Source organism: Streptomyces sp. NPDC039465 (assembly GCF_055639315.1).
Genome location: NZ_JBVKAP010000006.1, coordinates 359145 through 375389, shown reverse-complemented (window position 1 = coordinate 375389; position 16245 = coordinate 359145). Strand labels below are relative to the sequence as shown.

General features: G+C 70.8%; 14 protein-coding genes and 2 tRNA genes. 8 read left to right on the top strand and 8 right to left on the bottom strand.

Features of this window, described 5'->3' with window-relative positions:
- The first annotated feature begins 111 nt into the window (after nucleotides 1-111).
- Nucleotides 112-573 carry a molybdenum cofactor biosynthesis protein MoaE gene (locus tag ACZ7LT_RS22100; RefSeq protein WP_471237767.1) on the top strand — a complete coding sequence of 154 codons (462 nt, stop codon included), beginning with the start codon at nucleotides 112-114 and terminating at the stop codon, nucleotides 571-573.
- A 458-nt stretch (nucleotides 574-1031) separates the two neighbouring features.
- Complete coding sequence (locus ACZ7LT_RS22095) at nucleotides 1032-2120, top strand: YlbL family protein (protein WP_471237766.1); 1089 nt, start codon at nucleotides 1032-1034, stop codon at nucleotides 2118-2120.
- Between the two features lie 54 nt (nucleotides 2121-2174).
- Here ACZ7LT_RS22095 and ACZ7LT_RS22090 read toward each other — a convergent pair whose 3' ends face one another.
- Complete coding sequence (locus ACZ7LT_RS22090; RefSeq protein WP_471237765.1) at nucleotides 2175-2732, bottom strand: PPA1309 family protein; 558 nt, start codon at nucleotides 2730-2732, stop codon at nucleotides 2175-2177.
- A 137-nt stretch (nucleotides 2733-2869) separates the two neighbouring features.
- On the opposite strand from ACZ7LT_RS22090, the gene ACZ7LT_RS22085 reads away from it, so the two are divergent.
- The 4 genes from ACZ7LT_RS22085 to ACZ7LT_RS22070 all read left to right on the top strand — a co-directional run bounded on the left by ACZ7LT_RS22085 (nucleotide 2870) and on the right by ACZ7LT_RS22070 (nucleotide 8351).
- Nucleotides 2870-5764, top strand: a complete 2895-nt coding sequence (locus ACZ7LT_RS22085; RefSeq protein ID WP_471237907.1) for a UPF0182 family membrane protein — start codon at nucleotides 2870-2872, stop codon at nucleotides 5762-5764.
- A gap of 77 nt (nucleotides 5765-5841) precedes the next feature.
- A tRNA-Met gene (locus ACZ7LT_RS22080) sits at nucleotides 5842-5915 on the top strand.
- Nucleotides 5916-6111: 196 nt separating this feature from the next.
- The gene (locus tag ACZ7LT_RS22075; RefSeq protein ID WP_471237764.1) at nucleotides 6112-8205 is read left to right on the top strand and encodes a tetratricopeptide repeat protein; all 2094 of its coding nucleotides are present in this window, start codon (nucleotides 6112-6114) and stop codon (nucleotides 8203-8205) included.
- Between the two features lie 72 nt (nucleotides 8206-8277).
- Nucleotides 8278-8351, top strand: a tRNA-Met gene (locus ACZ7LT_RS22070).
- Between the two features lie 145 nt (nucleotides 8352-8496).
- Here the strand turns inward: ACZ7LT_RS22070 and ACZ7LT_RS22065 are convergent.
- Nucleotides 8497-8913 carry a Fur family transcriptional regulator gene (locus ACZ7LT_RS22065; protein ID WP_471237763.1) on the bottom strand — a complete coding sequence of 139 codons (417 nt, stop codon included), beginning with the start codon at nucleotides 8911-8913 and terminating at the stop codon, nucleotides 8497-8499.
- Nucleotides 8914-9056: 143 nt separating this feature from the next.
- Between ACZ7LT_RS22065 and ACZ7LT_RS22060 the strand changes: the two genes are divergently transcribed.
- Entirely contained in the window at nucleotides 9057-10508 is a 1452-nt protein-coding gene (locus ACZ7LT_RS22060) for a catalase (RefSeq protein ID WP_471237762.1), read from the top strand.
- A gap of 61 nt (nucleotides 10509-10569) precedes the next feature.
- Here the strand turns inward: ACZ7LT_RS22060 and ACZ7LT_RS22055 are convergent, their stop codons facing one another.
- The gene (locus tag ACZ7LT_RS22055; protein ID WP_471237761.1) at nucleotides 10570-10971 is read right to left on the bottom strand and encodes a CBS domain-containing protein; all 402 of its coding nucleotides are present in this window, start codon (nucleotides 10969-10971) and stop codon (nucleotides 10570-10572) included.
- A gap of 244 nt (nucleotides 10972-11215) precedes the next feature.
- Nucleotides 11216-12010, bottom strand: coding sequence for a histidinol-phosphatase (hisN, locus tag ACZ7LT_RS22050; protein ID WP_471237760.1), 795 nt, complete (start codon nucleotides 12008-12010; stop codon nucleotides 11216-11218).
- Nucleotides 12011-12129: 119 nt separating this feature from the next.
- Here hisN and ACZ7LT_RS22045 point away from each other — a divergent pair, with 119 nt between their 5' ends.
- On the top strand, nucleotides 12130-12762 hold the full coding sequence (locus tag ACZ7LT_RS22045) for a TetR/AcrR family transcriptional regulator (RefSeq protein WP_471237759.1): 633 nt from the start codon (nucleotides 12130-12132) through the stop codon (nucleotides 12760-12762).
- Here ACZ7LT_RS22045 and ACZ7LT_RS22040 read toward each other — a convergent pair.
- The 4 genes from ACZ7LT_RS22040 to ACZ7LT_RS22025 form a co-directional block, all read right to left on the bottom strand.
- Complete coding sequence (locus tag ACZ7LT_RS22040) at nucleotides 12728-13051, bottom strand: DMT family transporter (protein ID WP_471237906.1); 324 nt, start codon at nucleotides 13049-13051, stop codon at nucleotides 12728-12730. The genes ACZ7LT_RS22045 and ACZ7LT_RS22040 overlap by 35 nt on opposite strands.
- Before the next feature lie 109 nt (nucleotides 13052-13160).
- Nucleotides 13161-14168, bottom strand: a complete 1008-nt coding sequence (gene rsgA, locus ACZ7LT_RS22035; RefSeq protein ID WP_471237758.1) for a ribosome small subunit-dependent GTPase A — start codon at nucleotides 14166-14168, stop codon at nucleotides 13161-13163.
- A 4-nt stretch (nucleotides 14169-14172) separates the two neighbouring features.
- Complete coding sequence (gene aroA, locus ACZ7LT_RS22030) at nucleotides 14173-15489, bottom strand: 3-phosphoshikimate 1-carboxyvinyltransferase (RefSeq protein ID WP_471237757.1); 1317 nt, start codon at nucleotides 15487-15489, stop codon at nucleotides 14173-14175.
- A gap of 28 nt (nucleotides 15490-15517) precedes the next feature.
- Entirely contained in the window at nucleotides 15518-16204 is a 687-nt protein-coding gene (locus ACZ7LT_RS22025) for a M50 family metallopeptidase (protein ID WP_471237756.1), read from the bottom strand.
- Nucleotides 16205-16245 lie beyond the last annotated feature (41 nt).

The following is a 16245-nucleotide window of genomic DNA, read 5'->3' as shown; positions in this document are numbered from 1 at the left end:
AGCGGTCCCCGGCCCGGCACGGAGGTCTGTAGGACCCTCCTACGGAGGGTCCTCACCGCCGGTCGAAAACGCTATTCCGGGATGTCGTGGCGGTACGGCACCATGGACCGCATGGCACCCACGCACGATCATCCCGGTGAGCAGGCTGCGGCGGACCCCATCAAGCTGCTTGCCATCCGTGACACCCCGCTCTCCGTCGACGAGGTCTTCCGGGCCGTCGGCGACGACGCGGCCGGCGGCACCACGCTCTTCGTCGGGACCGTGCGCAACCACGACGGTGGCGCCGACGTCGACGCCCTCGGCTACTCCTGCCACCCGACGGCCGAGGCCGAGCTGCGGCGGGTCGCCGAGAAGGTCGTCGCGGACTATCCCGTACGCGCCCTGGCCGCCGTCCACCGAGTGGGCGATCTGACCGTCGGCGATCTCGCCGTCGTCGTCGCCGTCTCCTGCCCGCACCGCGGTGAAGCCTTCGAGGCCTGCCGCAAGCTGATCGACGACCTCAAGCACGAGGTGCCGATCTGGAAGCACCAGCAGTTCTCGGACGGCACCGAGGAGTGGGTAGGCGCCTGCTGAGGTTCCGACACGCCGCTCGGACCTGGCAAAACGTCCCGTGAAACACCCTGAGGTGGCATCCGCCCCAATTTGCGTAACCGCCCCCCTGGCAGCAGCGTTGAAGCAGCGGATGGCTAGTCTGCTGATCACTCGTTGCGGTCACTGGTTGCGGTCGCTCATTGGGGATGGGAGGACGGGATGGCAGTGCTCGCCTGGTTGCTGATTCCGCTTTTCGCCGTCGTAGGCGCGGCGATATGGGCAAGCTGGGTCTCGAGGAACCGAACTGTCGGCGACGTCGCCGAGCTCGCCGGCTACGCGCGGTTCCGTGACGCGATGGAGAAGTCCCATTCCGGTACCGGACCTGCCTGACACCGGCGCCCACCGTACGCAGTTGCCACGTCTCCGGCCTCTCCCCGCCGGCCGCCTCGTACGGACCGCCCCGACAGTGCGTTGACAGACCCGTCCCGTACTGTCGTTCCATGCCACGCCGCACTGCGACGATGCTCGCCTCCACGCTCGTTCTGATCACCCTGCTCTGTGTCGGCGTCCTCCTCCCGGTGCCGTACTCGGAGATGAGCCCGGGCCCGACCGTCAACACGCTCGGCGAGGCCGACGGCGAGCCGGTGCTGCGGATCAGCGGCCGCGAGACGTATCCCACGAGCGGGCATCTCAACATGACCACGGTCAGGGTCACCAGCGCGGACTACCGGATGAACATCGTCGAGGCGGTCTACGGCTGGCTGGCCCATGACAACGTCGTGGTGCCGCACGACACGCTGTACCCGGACGGCAAGACCGAGGAGCAGTCCACCCAGGAGAACGCCGAGGAATTCAGCCAGTCCCAGGAGAGCGCCAAGGTCGCCGCCCTGGGCGAGCTGGGTATCCCGGTCACCACGCGCGTGGTGGTCGCCTCCGTGCAGAAGGACAGCCCGGCCGAGGGCACGCTGCACGCCGGAGATGTGATCAAGGCGGTCGACGGTACGCCCGTCACGCAGCCCGACGACGTCGCCAAGCAGGTCGTCAAGCGCAAGCCGGGGCAGAAGGTCGTCTTCACCATCGTCCCGGCCAAGGACGCGGCGGCCGCGGAGAAGGCGGGCAAGGCGCCCACCGTCACGAGGAACGTCACCCTCACCACGGCCAAGTCCCCGGAGGGGGACCGGGCGATCGTCGGCATCCGGGCCGGGACGGACCACGTTTTCCCGTTCACCATCGACATCAAGCTCGCGGACGTCGGCGGACCGAGCGCCGGTCTGATGTTCGCCCTCGGCATCGTCGACAAGCTGACCCCCGGCGAGCTGACCGACGGCAAGTTCATCGCCGGCACCGGCACCATCGACGAGAAGGGCAAGGTCGGCCCGATCGGCGGTATCGACATGAAGCTGGTGGGCGCGCGCAACGCGGGCGCGCGCTACTTCCTGACCCCGGCGGACAACTGCGCCTCCGCCGCGACGGACACCCCCGACGGCCTGACCCTGATCAAGGTCGACACCATCGACGACGCGACGAAGTCGCTGGAGAAGCTCCGCAAGGGAGACCTCGCCTCCCTGCCGCGCTGCTCCACGAGCTGACGGCGGCGGCGCCCCCGGGGCCCGTACGCGGCGCGGACCCCGGAGACGTACGGCCTAGGACTCGAAGGTCGCCGACAGCGCCTCGGCCAGACCCGGCACCAGATCGGCGCCGGTGAGGACCTCGTTGGGAGAGTCCTTCTCGCGCAGCCGCAGCGCGGACTCGCGGGCCCCGTCGCGCAGCACGGCGACGGTCATGCGGACCTCCTGGCGGTCCGGGTGCTTGGCGACCCACTTGGCGAGGGCGGCCTCGCTGAGGTTCTCCGGGACGGACGCCTCGGCCGACGGAGGCAGCATCAGCCGCTCCACGGTCAGCGCGCAGCCGGCCACCGCGTCGGGCCAGGCGATCGTCCCGAGGAAGTCGTCGAGGGCCTGCCCGGCGGGCAACTCGTCCTGCTCGATCGGGGTGAGGGGGGCGGCGGCGTCGTCGCCGTCCAGGCCGAGCTGGGCGGCGAGCGCCGGTTCCTGGCTGCGCAGCTGGGCGGTGTCGACAAGGGCGAAGAGCCGGGCGGGCTGGTCCCAGCCGAGACCGGACGCGTACTCGTCGATCTCGAGCACGGCTCGGGTGAGGGGGCTCGCGGCCATCGGGGGGCCGGAGGAGGAAACGTTGGACATGGTCAATATCCTGCCTCGTTATCCCCCCGAGACGGGAACTAGGTAAAGCCTCAGTAAGTTGCATCAGTGGGCTCTAGCATCGCGGGGGCCCGCTTCACACGACCGCGAACTTCGAGGGGCGCACGTTGGCTTTCCAGATGCCGGACCGCGGCGGAGGCCCGACCGGGCCACGGATCAGAGTCGGCCGGCCCTCCCGCCGGGCCCGCACCCTGCTCATGACACTGGGTGTGCTGGCCGTGCTGGCCATGGCGTTCGTCATGTTCGCCGGGTTCTGGACGGACTGGCTGTGGTACCGCTCGGTCAACTACTCGACCGTCTTCACCACCACACTATGGACCAAGATCGGCCTGTTCGCCGTGTTCGGTCTGCTGATGGCGGCCGCCGTCGGCCTGAACATCTGGCTGGCACACCGGTTGCGCCCGCCGTTGAGCGCGATGTCGCTGGAGCAGCAGAGCCTCGACCGGTACCGCATGGGTCTCGCGCCGTACAAGAAGTGGGTGCTCCTCGGGATCACCGCCCTGGTCGGGCTGATCGCCGGTGCCTCCGCCTCCGGCCAGTGGCGCACCTGGCTGATGTACGTCAACGGCGTGCCCTTCGGCCAGGAGGACCCGCAGTTCAAGCTGGACGTGGCGTTCTACGCCTTCGACCTGCCCTGGTACCGCTTCCTGCTCGGTTTCGGCTTCGCCGCCACCGTGCTGTCCCTGATCGCCGCGGCGCTCACCCACTACCTGTACGGCGGGCTGCGCATCACCTCCCCCGGCGCCCGGGCCACGGCGGCGGCCACCGGCCACCTGTCGGTGCTGCTCGGTGTCTTCGTCTCCCTCAAGGCCGTGGCGTACTGGCTCGACCGGTACGGCCTCGCCGTGAAGTCCAGCGACTTCAAGGCGACCGGCAACTGGACGGGTCTGCGGTACGTCGACGCCAACGCCTATCTGCCGGCGAAGACGATCCTCTTCTGCATCGCCGCCATCTGCGCCGTGCTGTTCTTCGCCACCCTGTGGCGCCGCACGTGGCAGCTGCCGGTGATCGGCTTCGGCCTGATGGTGCTGTCGGCCATCCTGATCGGCGGCCTGTACCCGGCCATCGTGCAGAAGTTCCAGGTCCAGCCGAACGAGCAGGCCAAGGAAGCCCCGTACATCAAGAAGAACATCGACGCGACGCGCCAGGCGTACGCCATCGGTGACACGAAGCCGGAGAACTACTCGGGCAAGTCCACGGTCAAGGCCAAGGACAGGCTCCGCAACGACGCCGACTCGGCGGCGGCCTACCGGCTGCTCGATCCGAACATCGTCTCGCCGACGTTCCAGCAGCTGGAGCAGAAGCGGAAGTACTACCAGTTCCCGACGACCCTCGACGTCGACCGCTACAAGGGCCAGGACACCGTCGTCGGCCTGCGGGAGCTCAACATCAAGGGCATCCCGAAGCGGAACTGGATCAACGACCACTTCACCTACACACACGGCTATGGCGCGATCATGGCCACGGGCACCACGACCGACGCCAACGGCTCGCCGGTCTTCACCGAGGCAGGGCTGCCGACCAGCGGCCAGACGCCCAAGTACCAGCAGCGGATCTACTACGGCGAGAAGACCGACCAGTACTCGATCGTCGGCGGGCCGCAGAAGGAGCTGGACTACGAGGAGAACGGCGAGAAGACCACCAGCTATGAGGGCAAGAGCGGGGTCAACCTCTCCAACGCGTTCAACCGGGCCGCCTACGCGGTGGCCTTCAGCGAGCCGCAGATCCTCTACTCGGGAGCCATCGGCGAGGGCTCGCGGATCCTGTACAACCGCACGCCCAAGGAGCGGGTCGAGGCCGTCGCGCCCTGGCTGACCATCGACGGCGACGCCTACCCGGCGGTCGTCGACGGCCGCATCCAGTGGATCGTCGACGCGTACACGACCACCAACGGCTACCCGTACGCGTCGCGCACCACGCTCGGCGAGACCACGGCCGACGCGCTGACCGTCGGCAACCAGCAGCGCACGGTCGTCGCCCAGCAGAACCAGGTCAACTACATCCGCAACTCGGTGAAGGCCACCGTCGACGCCTACGACGGCACGGTGAAGCTCTACCAGTGGGACACCAAGGACCCGGTCCTGAAGACCTGGATGAAGGCGTTCCCGGACACGGTGAAGCCGCGCGCCGAGATCAAGCCGAGCCTGATGCAGCACCTGCGGTACCCGCAGGACATGTTCAAGGTCCAGCGCGAGCTGCTCACCCGCTACCACGTCGAGGACCCGGCGCAGTTCTACAGCGGCAGTGACGCCTGGCAGGTCCCGGACGACCCGACCAACAAGGACGGCAACGCGGTCCCGCCGTACTACCTGAGCATGAAGATGCCCGGGGACAAGCAGCAGCAGTTCTCGCTGACGACCACGTTCACCCCCAACGGGCGGCCCAACCTGGGCGGCTTCATGGCGGTCGACGCGGACGCCACCAGCAAGGACTACGGCCGTATAAGGCTGCTGAGAGTGACCTCGGACGTGCCGGGCCCGGCACAGGTCCAGAGCAAGCTCAACGGTCTGCCGTCGGTGGCCCAGTTCGTCCGGGACATGAAGGGCGCCGACTCCGACATCCAGTACGGCAATCTGCTCACCGTGCCGCTCGACGGCGGGTTCCTCTACGTCGAGCCGGTCTACGCCCAGGGCCGCAACGCGCTCTATCCGCTGCTGAAGAAGGTGGCGGTGTCGTACGTCGACGCGGACCAGCCGGACGGTGACACCACCAAGGACACCACGGTGTTCGAGAACACCCTCGGCGAGGCGCTGAACGCGGTCTTCGGGGTGGAGGGCGCCAAGCCCACCCCGCCCCCGCCGGGCGAGACCACGCCCAAGCCGCCGGCCACCGCCGACGCCGCCCTCAACCAGGCGATCGCGGACGCGCAGAAGGCGTACGCGGACTCCGAGGCGGCGATGAAGAAGGGCGACTGGACGGCATACGGCAAGGCGCAGGACGCCCTGCAGGACGCGATCCAGCGCGCGGCGGACGCCAGCGCGAAGCTGAAGGCGGCCCAGAAGCCGACCGGATAGCGCGCCGGGCAGCCGGCCGGGGCCCGAGCGGCCCTGGTCGGAGCCCGCTCCGCACCGTGATACGGTTGGTTTACCGACGCGGGGTGGAGCAGCTCGGTAGCTCGCTGGGCTCATAACCCAGAGGTCGCAGGTTCAAATCCTGTCCCCGCTACTGAAGAGAAGGGCCCGGATCCAATGGATCCGGGCCCTTCTCATGTGCGCGACACGGGGGCGAACGGCCTGTCTGGTGGGGCGAGTTGGGGTGAGGCGTGTTTGACTTATCTCTCTGTGGGCATGTCGACAAAACGCTGAAGTGACCTCACTGGCTGCGGTATACCAGGTGTACGCGGGTTGCGGGTGGTGCGACGATGGAATTTATGGGGGACAGGGCAACTCTGTTGGAGACAAGGCGGTTTGTGCAGCGGCATGCCGAGAGCGCCGCGGACGCGTACGGGACGGGTGACTCCGGGACCGTGGAGAACGTCGACATGGTCGACAGCGCCGACACCACCGACCCCGCTTGCACCACCGACACCACCGACACCGTGGAGACCGAAGCCCGGCACCGGCGGGCCGCCGACGGCGGGGACGCGGCGTCGATGAGCGTGCTGGGCGCCCTGCTGCTGCGCCGCGGCGACCTCGACGGCGCCGAGCCCTACCTGCGCGGCGCCACCGCCGAGGGCGACCGGGCCGCCGCCAACAATCTGGGCGTCCTGCTCCACCAGCGCGGATACGCCGAGGAGGCCGCCGGCTGGTGGCGGGTGGCCGCTGTCGCGGGGTCCGCGGCCGCCGCGCACGCGCTGGGCCGCCACTACCGCGAGCGCGGCGACGAACCGGCCGCCGAGTACTGGCTGCGCCAGTCCGCCGAGCAGGGGCACGCGCTGGGCGCCTACGCCCTCGCCGATCTGCTGGAGCACCGCAGCGACGTGGGCGCCGAGCGCTGGCTGCGCGCCGCCGCCGAGCAGGGCCATCGCGAGGCCGCCTACCGCCTCGCCCGCGTCCTGGAGCGCCAGGCAGGCACCCCGGCCGCCGCGGCGGCCGCTCAGGCCGGTGACGGGGCGTACGCGACCGGCACGGGCCGTCCCGTCGACGGCGCGCACGCCTCCGGTACGCGGCACGACGCGTCGGCGTACACGACCGGCACCCGCCACGCGGCCGACCGCGGCACCGGCGCCGGGCAGTCCGCCGACCGCGCCCACGGCACGGGCGCCCGTCACACCGCCTACGGCACCGGCACCCGCCACAACCTCGACGCCGCCCTGGAGGCGGAGCAGTGGTACCGCCAGGCCGCCGCGCGCGGGCACCGGCGGGCCGCGCTGCACCTCGGCGCCATCCTGGAGAAGCGCGGCGAGCTCAAGGAGGCCGGCCGCTGGTACCTGAACTCCGCCAAGGACGGCGAGCCGAAGGCTGCCTGCGCGCTCGGGTTCCTGCTGCGGGACGCGGGGGACGAGGAGAGCGCCGCCGTCTGGTGGCTGCGCGCCGCCCAGGACGGCGACGGCAACGCCGCCAACGCGCTGGGCGCCCTGCACGCCGCGCGCGGCGAGCAGCAGAGCGCCGAGCGGTGGTACCGCGCCGCCATGGACGCGGGCGACGTGAACGGCGCGTACAACCTCGGGCTGCTCTACGCCGCCCAGGACCGCACCCAGCAGGCCGAGCAGTGGTACCGCCGCGCCGCCTACGCGGGCCACCGCGAGGCCGCCAACGCGCTCGCCGTCCTGCTGCTGCAGGCGGGCGACCCGGGCGGCGCCGAGCCGTGGTTCTCCAAGGCGGCCGAGGCCGGCAGCGTGGACGCCGCGTTCAACCTGGGCATCCTCTACGCGGGCCGGGACGACGACCGTACGGCCCTTGGCTGGTACGAGCGCGCCGCGTCGGCCGGGCACACCGAGGCCGCGCTCCAGGTCGGCATCGCCTGCCTGCGGGACGGCGAGGAGCAGGCCGCGGAGCGCCATCTGCGGTGCGCGGCGGGCGGCGGCAGCGCCGAGGCGGCCTTCCGGCTCGCCACCCTGCTGGACGCGCGCCGCCCGGAGCCCGGCCGGCCGGCGCTCGGCGAGTCGCGCGCGGAGAAGACCGAGTGCGAGGAGTGGTACGAGCGCGCCGCCGAGCAGGGCCACCGCCGCGCGCAGGTGCGGGTCGGCATGCTCGCCGCCGCGCGCGGCGACACCCCCGAGGCGGCCCGCTGGTACCGCGAGGCCGCCGACGCGGGCAGCCGCAACGGCGCCTTCAACCTCGGCCTGCTGCTCGCCCGCGAGGGCAACGAGCGCGAGGCCGCGCTGTGGTGGGCCCGGGCCGCCCGCGCGGGGCACGGCCGCGCCGCGCTCCGGCTCGGGCTCCTCGCGGCCCGCCGTGGTGAGCTGACCGAGGGGCGGCGCTGGTGCGCCCGGGCGGTGGAGCTGGGTCCGGCGGAGGTCGCCGAGCGGGCGGCGCGGCTGAGCGAGGCGCTGCATCAGGAGCTCACCGCTTAAGGCCCGCGTTCAACCCGCGTAGCTATGGGATTTGCGCTGGTCCGAGGGGTGCCGTAAGGTTGTGTTCACCGACGCGGGGTGGAGCAGCTCGGTAGCTCGCTGGGCTCATAACCCAGAGGTCGCAGGTTCAAATCCTGTCCCCGCTACTGAAGCTCAGGGCCCGGATCCATTGGATCCGGGCCCTGAGTCGTTTTCGGCGTCCTTTTCGGCCATGGGCCACAGGAATCGGCCATGGGTCATGCGAAGAGGGGGTGTGCCCGGCGGGCACACCCCCTCTTTTTCCGTCTGTCGTCAGGCGGCGGAGCAGTTAGGGCAGACGCCGCGGTAGGTCACCTCGACCGCCGAGATCGTGAAGCCGAAGCGCTCCGTGTCCGGCAGGTCCGCGAGCGGGTTCCCCGCCGGGTGGACGTCCCTGATGGCGCCGCACTGGGCGCAGACCAGGTGCTGGTGGGGCCGGTGGGCGTTCGGGTCGTAGCGCTTGGCGCGGCGGTCCGTGGAGACCTCCAGGACCTCGCCGAGGCTGACCAGCTCGCCCAGCGTGTTGTAGACGGTCGCCCGGGAGATCTCCGGGAGTCGCTCCACCGCGCGGGCGTGCACCTCGTCGGCGGTGAGGTGCACATGGTCACCGTCGAGGACCTCGGCCACGACGCGCCGCTGCGCGGTCATCCGCCATCCGCGTCCGCGCAGTCGTTCCAACAGGTCGCTCATGAGAACCAGCCTAACAGCCAAGGGACCAGGTCCCGAACGGGTGTGACTTTGGAAGTTCGCTTGACTTAGACAATGTCCATTGTAGGATCGGCTACGGCATTAGCCAAGGGACAGGACTTGCAGGACATGACCAGGAGGCGCACGTGACGCAGGGACCGCTCACCACGGAGGCCGGCGCGCCGGTCGCCGACAATCAGAACAGCGAGACGGCGGGCGTCGGCGGTCCGGTCCTGGTCCAGGACCAGCTGCTGCTCGAGAAGCTCGCGCACTTCAACCGGGAGCGCATCCCGGAGCGCGTCGTCCACGCGCGCGGTGCGGGCGCCTACGGCACCTTCACGCTGACCCGTGACGTCTCGCAGTGGACCCGGGCGAAGTTCCTCTCCGAGGTCGGCAAGCAGACCGAGGCGTTCCTGCGCTTCTCCACCGTCGCGGGCAACCTCGGTGCGGCCGACGCCGTGCGCGACCCGCGGGGCTGGGCGCTGAAGTTCTACACCGAAGAGGGCAACTACGACCTCGTCGGCAACAACACCCCGGTGTTCTTCATCAAGGACGCCATCAAGTTCCCGGACTTCATCCACACCCAGAAGCGCGACCCGTACACCGGTTCGCAGGAGGCCGACAACGTGTGGGACTTCTGGGGCCTGTCCCCGGAGTCGACCCATCAGGTCACCTGGCTCTTCGGCGACCGCGGCATCCCCGCCTCGTACCGCCACATGAACGGCTACGGCTCGCACACCTACCAGTGGAACAACGAGGCCGGCGAGGTCTTCTGGGTCAAGTACCACTTCAAGACCGACCAGGGCATCAAGAACCTCACCCAGGCCGAGGCCAACAAGCTCGCCGGTGAGGACCCGGACTCCCACCAGCGCGACCTGCGCGAGGCGATCGAGCGCGGTGACTTCCCGACCTGGACCGTGCAGGTCCAGATCATGCCGGCGGCCGAGGCGGCGACCTACCGCTTCAACCCGTTCGACCTCACCAAGGTGTGGCCGCACGAGGACTACCCGCCGATCGAGATCGGCAAGCTGGAGCTCAACCGCAACCCGGAGAACATCTTCGCCGAGGTCGAGCAGTCCATCTTCAGCCCGGCGCACTTCGTGCCCGGCATCGGCCCCTCCCCGGACAAGATGCTCCAGGGCCGTCTCTTCGCCTACGGCGACGCGCACCGCTACCGCGTCGGCATCAACGCCGACCACCTGCCGGTGAACCGCCCGCACGCCACCGAGGCGCGCACCAACTCCCGTGACGGCTTCCTCTACGACGGCCGCCACAAGGGCGCGAAGAACTACGAGCCCAACAGCTTCGGCGGCCCGCACCAGACCGACCGCCCGCTGTGGCAGCCGGTCCCGCTCACCGGTGGCACGGGCAACCACGCCGCCCCGGTGCACGCCGAGGACAACGACTTCGTCCAGGCGGGCAACCTCTACCGGCTGATGTCGGAGGACGAGAAGGGCCGCCTGGTGGAGAACCTGTCGGGCTTCATCGCCAAGGTCTCGCGGGACGACATCGTCGAGCGCGCGATCAACAACTTCCGTCAGGCGGACGGAGACTTCGGCAAGCGGCTCGACGCCGCGGTCCAGGCCCTGCGTGGCTGAGGTCGCCTGCCGTTGATGGAGAGGGCCGGACTCCCCTGTGGGGGAGGCCGGCCCTCTCGGCCTATCCGGCCAGGGCGGCGGGGTGCCGTCGTGCCGGGGCCCAGCAGCGGATGATGTCGCGTACGGAGACGATCCCGACGGGGCCGTCCCCGTCGAGCACGATCAGATGCCGGAAACCGCCGTGTGCCATGGCTTCCGCGGCCTCTTCCAGGGTCCAGCCGGGGGCGGCGAAGACGACGTCGGTGGTGGTGTGACCGCCGGCCGTTTCACGGTCGGGGTCCTGGCCGGCGCCGATCGCGTTGAGGATGTCGCGCTCGGTGAGAATCCCGAGCCCGCTGGTGTCGGTGTCGAGGACGACGGCCGCGCCGACGCGGCGCGCCGCCATCAGCCGGGCTGCCTGACGGAGGGTATGGGCGGGTCCGATGGTGAGGACCACCGTGCTCATGGCGTCACGGACGAGCATGGATGGAGCCACCTCCTTGGTGAACCGTCCCCCAAGAGAACGGATTCACAAGTTCACAAGTGGGGGGACTGTCAGAGTGGCAGGGCCGCGGAGGTTGAACAAGAGGGCGTGCGAGGACCGGCGGGGCGGGGTGTGTCGCCGGGTGCGCCTGGGGAGCGCGGGCCGGTGGAGGGGGCCCGGGAGTCGAGCCCCTGATGGCTCGTCGTGCCTCCGGGCGCCATTCGGCGCCCGGTTTCAGCCCGGGTCAGCCACCCAGGTAGCTCAACAGCTCGCCGTGGAGCAGACCGTTCGAGGCCGCCGCGTTGCCGCTGTGCGGGCCATGCCTGCCGTCCAGGCCGGTGAAGGTGCCGCCGGCCTCCTGGACCACGATCGCGGTCGCCGCCATGTCCCACAGCGACAGCTCCGGCTCGGCGCAGATGTCCACCGCGCCCTCCGCCACCATCATGTACGGCCAGAAGTCGCCGTACGCCCGGGTACGCCAGCACGCGCGCGTGAGGTCGAGGAAACCGTCGAGGCGGCCCCGGTCCTCCCAGCCGCTCAGTGAGGAGTACGCGAACGACGCGTCCGACAGCTCGCCGACCTTGGAGACCCCGATCCGGCTCGCGGCGGACAGGCTGCGGCCCGTGTACGCGCCGAGCCCCTTCGCCGCCCACCAGCGACGGCCCAGCGCGGGCGCCGACACCACGCCCACGACCGGCTGGTAGCCACCCTCGCCGGCCTCCATCAGCGCGATCAGGGTCGCCCACACGGGCACCCCGCGCACGTAGTTCTTCGTCCCGTCGATCGGGTCGATCACCCAGCGGCGCGGGCCGGTGCCCTCGATGCCGTACTCCTCACCCAGGATCGCGTCGCGCGGCCGGGCCCGCTGGAGCTGGCCGCGGATCAGCTCCTCGGCGGCCTTGTCGGCCTCGCTCACCGGTGTCATGTCCGGCTTGGTCTCGACCTTCAGGTCGAGCGCCTTGAACCGGTCCATCGTGGCGGCGTCGGCGGCGTCCGCGAGGACATGGGCCAGCCGGAGATCATCGTGGTAATCGGCCATGGCGGCAGCCTATCCCGGTGCCGTACGACGACTCGCGGGGGCTATTGACAGTCCGTGTCCGCCCGTCAACTCTGTGCGCAGACACACCGTGCGTCCAGCAGCACGGTCGGGAGGCGACGATGCCTACAGCGCGTGAGGCACTGCTGAACGCCGCTCTCGCGGCCCTGGCCACCCTGCCCTGGTCCGGCGTCCGTATGGTCGACGTGGCCGCGCGGGCCGGGGTCTCGCGCCAGACCCTCTACAACGAGTTCGGCAGCAAGGAAGGACTCGCCCGCGCCCTCGTACGGCGCGAGGCGGACGCCTATCTGTACGGCGTGGACCGGGTCCTCGCGGAGGGCCGGGCCGAGGCCGCCGACCGCCTCGCCGACGTCGCCGAATGGATCGTCGGCCAGGCGCACACCCGGCCGCTGCTGCGCGCCCTGCTCACCGGCTGCTGGGAGGAACGTCTCCCCAACCCCCGCCCGGCCCGCCGGGCCACCTTCGCGGCCGCCGTCCCCGCCCAGCGCCGCGCCGACGCGGGCACCCCCGCACCGGCCGAGCTCGCCGAGGCGGTACGGGACCGGTCCCTGGCCGCGTTGCACGCCTCCACCGACGCGTACCGCTGCGAACTGGCCGTCCGGCTCGCGCTGTCGTACGTCGTCGCGCCCGGCGCGGACGGGGTCGGTCAGCTCGTCCGTACCGCCGTCCGGGGGACCGCCGATCGGGGGAATCCGGGGATCAGTGGGACGAGCCCGACAGCTGAAGACCGATGACGCCGACGATCACCAGCGTGATCGAGATGATCTTCAGGGTGGAGACCAGATCGCCGAGGAAGATCATTCCGTAGATCGCGGTCCCGGCCGCCCCGATGCCCGTCCAGACCGCGTACGCCGGACCGACGTCGAGCCGCCTCAGGGCAAGCGTCAGCAGACCGAAGCTGCCGAGGGCGAAGCAGGCGAACGCGATGGTGGGCCAGAGCCTGGTGAAACCGTGGGAGAGCTTCAGACACACCGCGAAGCCGGTCTCCAGGAGACCGGCCACCACCACCAGCAGCCACGCCATCTCAGTGCCTCCCACGCCTTCGGTGACTGCTTCGGCTCACTCGGCTCGCTTGGATCACTGGGTGCGATTATGCACTTACCAAGGGGAGGCAACCGCAAACGTGCGCGAGTCAGTCGCCCTCGCGTCGTTCGCGGGTGGAGAGCAGCCGCCGCAGTGAGTACAGCCGGGCCGGATCGGCGTGGCCCTCCTCCACCCAGGCGTCCAGCCCGCAGTCCGGCTCGTCGTGGCTGCATGCGCGGGGGCAGTTCTCGGTGCCCGCCACGAGATCAGGGAAGGCGAGGATCACCCGGGACGGGTCGACGTGGTGCAGCCCGAACGAGCGCACACCCGGGGTGTCGATGACCCAGCCCCCACTGCTCAGTGGGAGGGCGAGCGCCGAGGTGGTGGTGTGGCGGCCGCGGCCCGTGACCGCGTTCACCACGCCCGTCAGCCGCCGCCGGTCCTTCGGCACCAGCGCGTTGACCAGCGTCGTCTTGCCGACGCCGGAGTGCCCGACGAAGGCGGTGGTGCGGCCCTTCAGGTGCTCGTGCACCCGCTCGGCGGCCACACCGTCCACAAACTCGTCATGGGTCGTCACCACATACGGGACGCCCAGCGCGCCGTACATCTCCAGCAGCTGGTCCGGCGGAGCCAGGTCCGACTTGGTCAGCACGAGCAGCGGCTCAAGACCGCCGTCGTACGCGGCGACCAGGCAGCGGTCGATGAGCCGGGGCCGCGGCTCGGGGTCGGCGAGGGCGGTGACGATGGCGAGCTGGTCGGCGTTGGCGACGACCACCCGCTCGAAGGGGTCGTCGTCGTCGGCCGTACGGCGCAGCACGGAGCTGCGCTCACCGATCCGGACGATCCGGGCGAGGGTGTCCTTCTTGCCGGACAGGTCACCGACGATTTCGACCCGGTCGCCGACGACGGCGGCCTTGCGGCCCAGCTCACGGGCCTTCATGGCCATCACGACCCGGTCGTCGACCAGGCAGGTGAGCCGTCCCCGGTCCACGGTGAGGACCATGCCCTCGGCGGCGTCCTCGTGCTTGGGGCGGATGGAGGTACGAGGCCGGTTGCCCTTGGGGTTCGGGCGCTGGCGGATGTCGTCCTCGTCGGTGTGCTTGCCGTAGCGGCGCATGTCGTCAGGCCTCGAGCATTCCGGTCCACATCTGCGGGAAGTCCGGCAGGGTCTTCGCGGTGGTCCCCACATTCTCGATCCGTACGCCGTCCACGGCGAGTCCGATGATCGAGCCGGCGGTCGCCATGCGGTGGTCGTCGTAGGTGTGGAACACCCCGCCGTGCAGCGGGCGCGGGCGGATGTGCAGACCGTCCGCGGTCTCGGTGACATCGCCGCCGAGTTCGTTGATCTCCTTGGTGAGGGCGGCCAGCCGGTCCGTCTCGTGCAGGCGCAGATGGGCCACACCGCGCAGCGTGGAGGGCGAGTCGGCGAGCGCGGCGACCGCGGCGATGCCCGGGGTGAGCTCGCCGACCTCGCTCAGGTCGACGTCGATGCCGTGGATCCGGCCCGTGCCGGTGAAGGTCAGACCGAGGTCGGTGAGCTCGCAGGAGCCACCCATCTCGGTGAAGATCTCGCGCAGCGCGTCACCGGGCTGGGTGGTCCGCTCCGGCCAGTCCGGGATGGTCACCCGGCCTCCGGTGACCAGCGCCGCGGCCAGGAACGGCTGGGCGTTGGACAGATCGGGCTCGACGGTCAGATCGCGGCCGAGCAGCGCGGACGGGGCGACCCGCCAGACGTTGGGCTCGCCCCCGGTCTCCGGCTCGTCGACCTGCGCGCCGACGCTGCGGAGCATGTCGACGGTCATCCGGATGTGGGGCAGCGAGGGCAGCCGGGCACCGGTGTGGCGCACCTCCACCCCCTGGTTGAAACGGGGCGCGGACAGCAGCAGGGCGCTGACGAACTGGGACGACGAGGAGGCGTCGATCTCCACCGGGCCGCCGTCCAGGACGCCGCCGCCGTGCACGGTCATCGGCAGGCAGCCGCGGTCGTCGTCGTCGATCCGGGCGCCCAGCGCGCGCAGCGCGTCGATGACACCGTTCAGCGGGCGCTCGTACGCGCGGGGGTCGCCGTCGAACCGGACCGGCCCGTCGGCGAGCGTGGCGACCGGCGGCAGGAAGCGCATCACCGTACCGGCGTTGCCGACGTCGACCGTGGCCGGGCCGTGCAGCCGGGCGGGGATGATCCGCCACGCCTCGCCGGTGCCGTCCGGGCCCACGCCCTCCTCGATGCCGACGCCCAGCGTGCGCAGGGCCTCCGCCATCAGGAGCGTGTCCCGGGAACGCAGCGGGCGGCGCAGCCAGCCGGGCTCCGCGGCGAGCGCGGCGAGGACCAGGGCGCGGTTGGTGACCGACTTGGACCCGGGCACGGTGACGGTCGCGTTGACGGCTCCGCTCGCGGACGGGGCGGGCCAGAGATCGGGGTGCACGGAACTCTCGGTCATGCCCTCACTTTAGTGGGGGGCACACGCACTACAGCCCCAGCAGCCAGCGCCCGCCGCCGATCAGCGAGCAGAGCGACACCGCGTGGAAGAGGAACAGCCACAGCACGGGCGGTACGTGGGTGAGCCGGGCGAGCTGGTCGGCGTCGGAGTCGGAGGCGCCGCCGTGGCGGCGCTTGGCCTGGAGCTCGAAGGCCGGCCGGACCCCGCCGAGGAGCAGGAACCACACCGCGCTGTAGGCGAACGCGGACTGCACGTCCGGCTCGGTGAGCCAGGAGACCAGGAGGAACGCGGCACCCGTGAGGATGACGGTCAGTGCCCCGTACGCGTTGCGGATCATCACCAGCATGGCGAGGAGGAGGGCGGTGGCGAGCCACAGCAGCAGGGTGATGCGGTGGGCGGAGAGGAGCCAGGCGCCGCCGAGGCCCAGGAGCGGCGGGGCGGTGTAGCCGGCGGCGGCCGTGAGGATCATGCCGAGTCCGGTGGGCCGGCCACGGCTGACGGTGAGGCCGCTGGTGTCGGAGTGCAGCCGGATGCCGTCCAGCCGGCGGCCGGTGACCAGGGCGATCAGACCGTGGCCGCCCTCGTGGGCGATGGTGATCGCGTTACGGGAGAGCCGCCATATCGCGCGCGGTACGACCGCGAGCAGCGCGACGGCCGCGGTGGCGAGGACGAGCCATTGCTCGGGGGCGGGCTGGATGCCGAAGACGTCGGACATTTTCTGGACGGGCTCCTGGGCTCGGCGCGGATCGTGGCAGT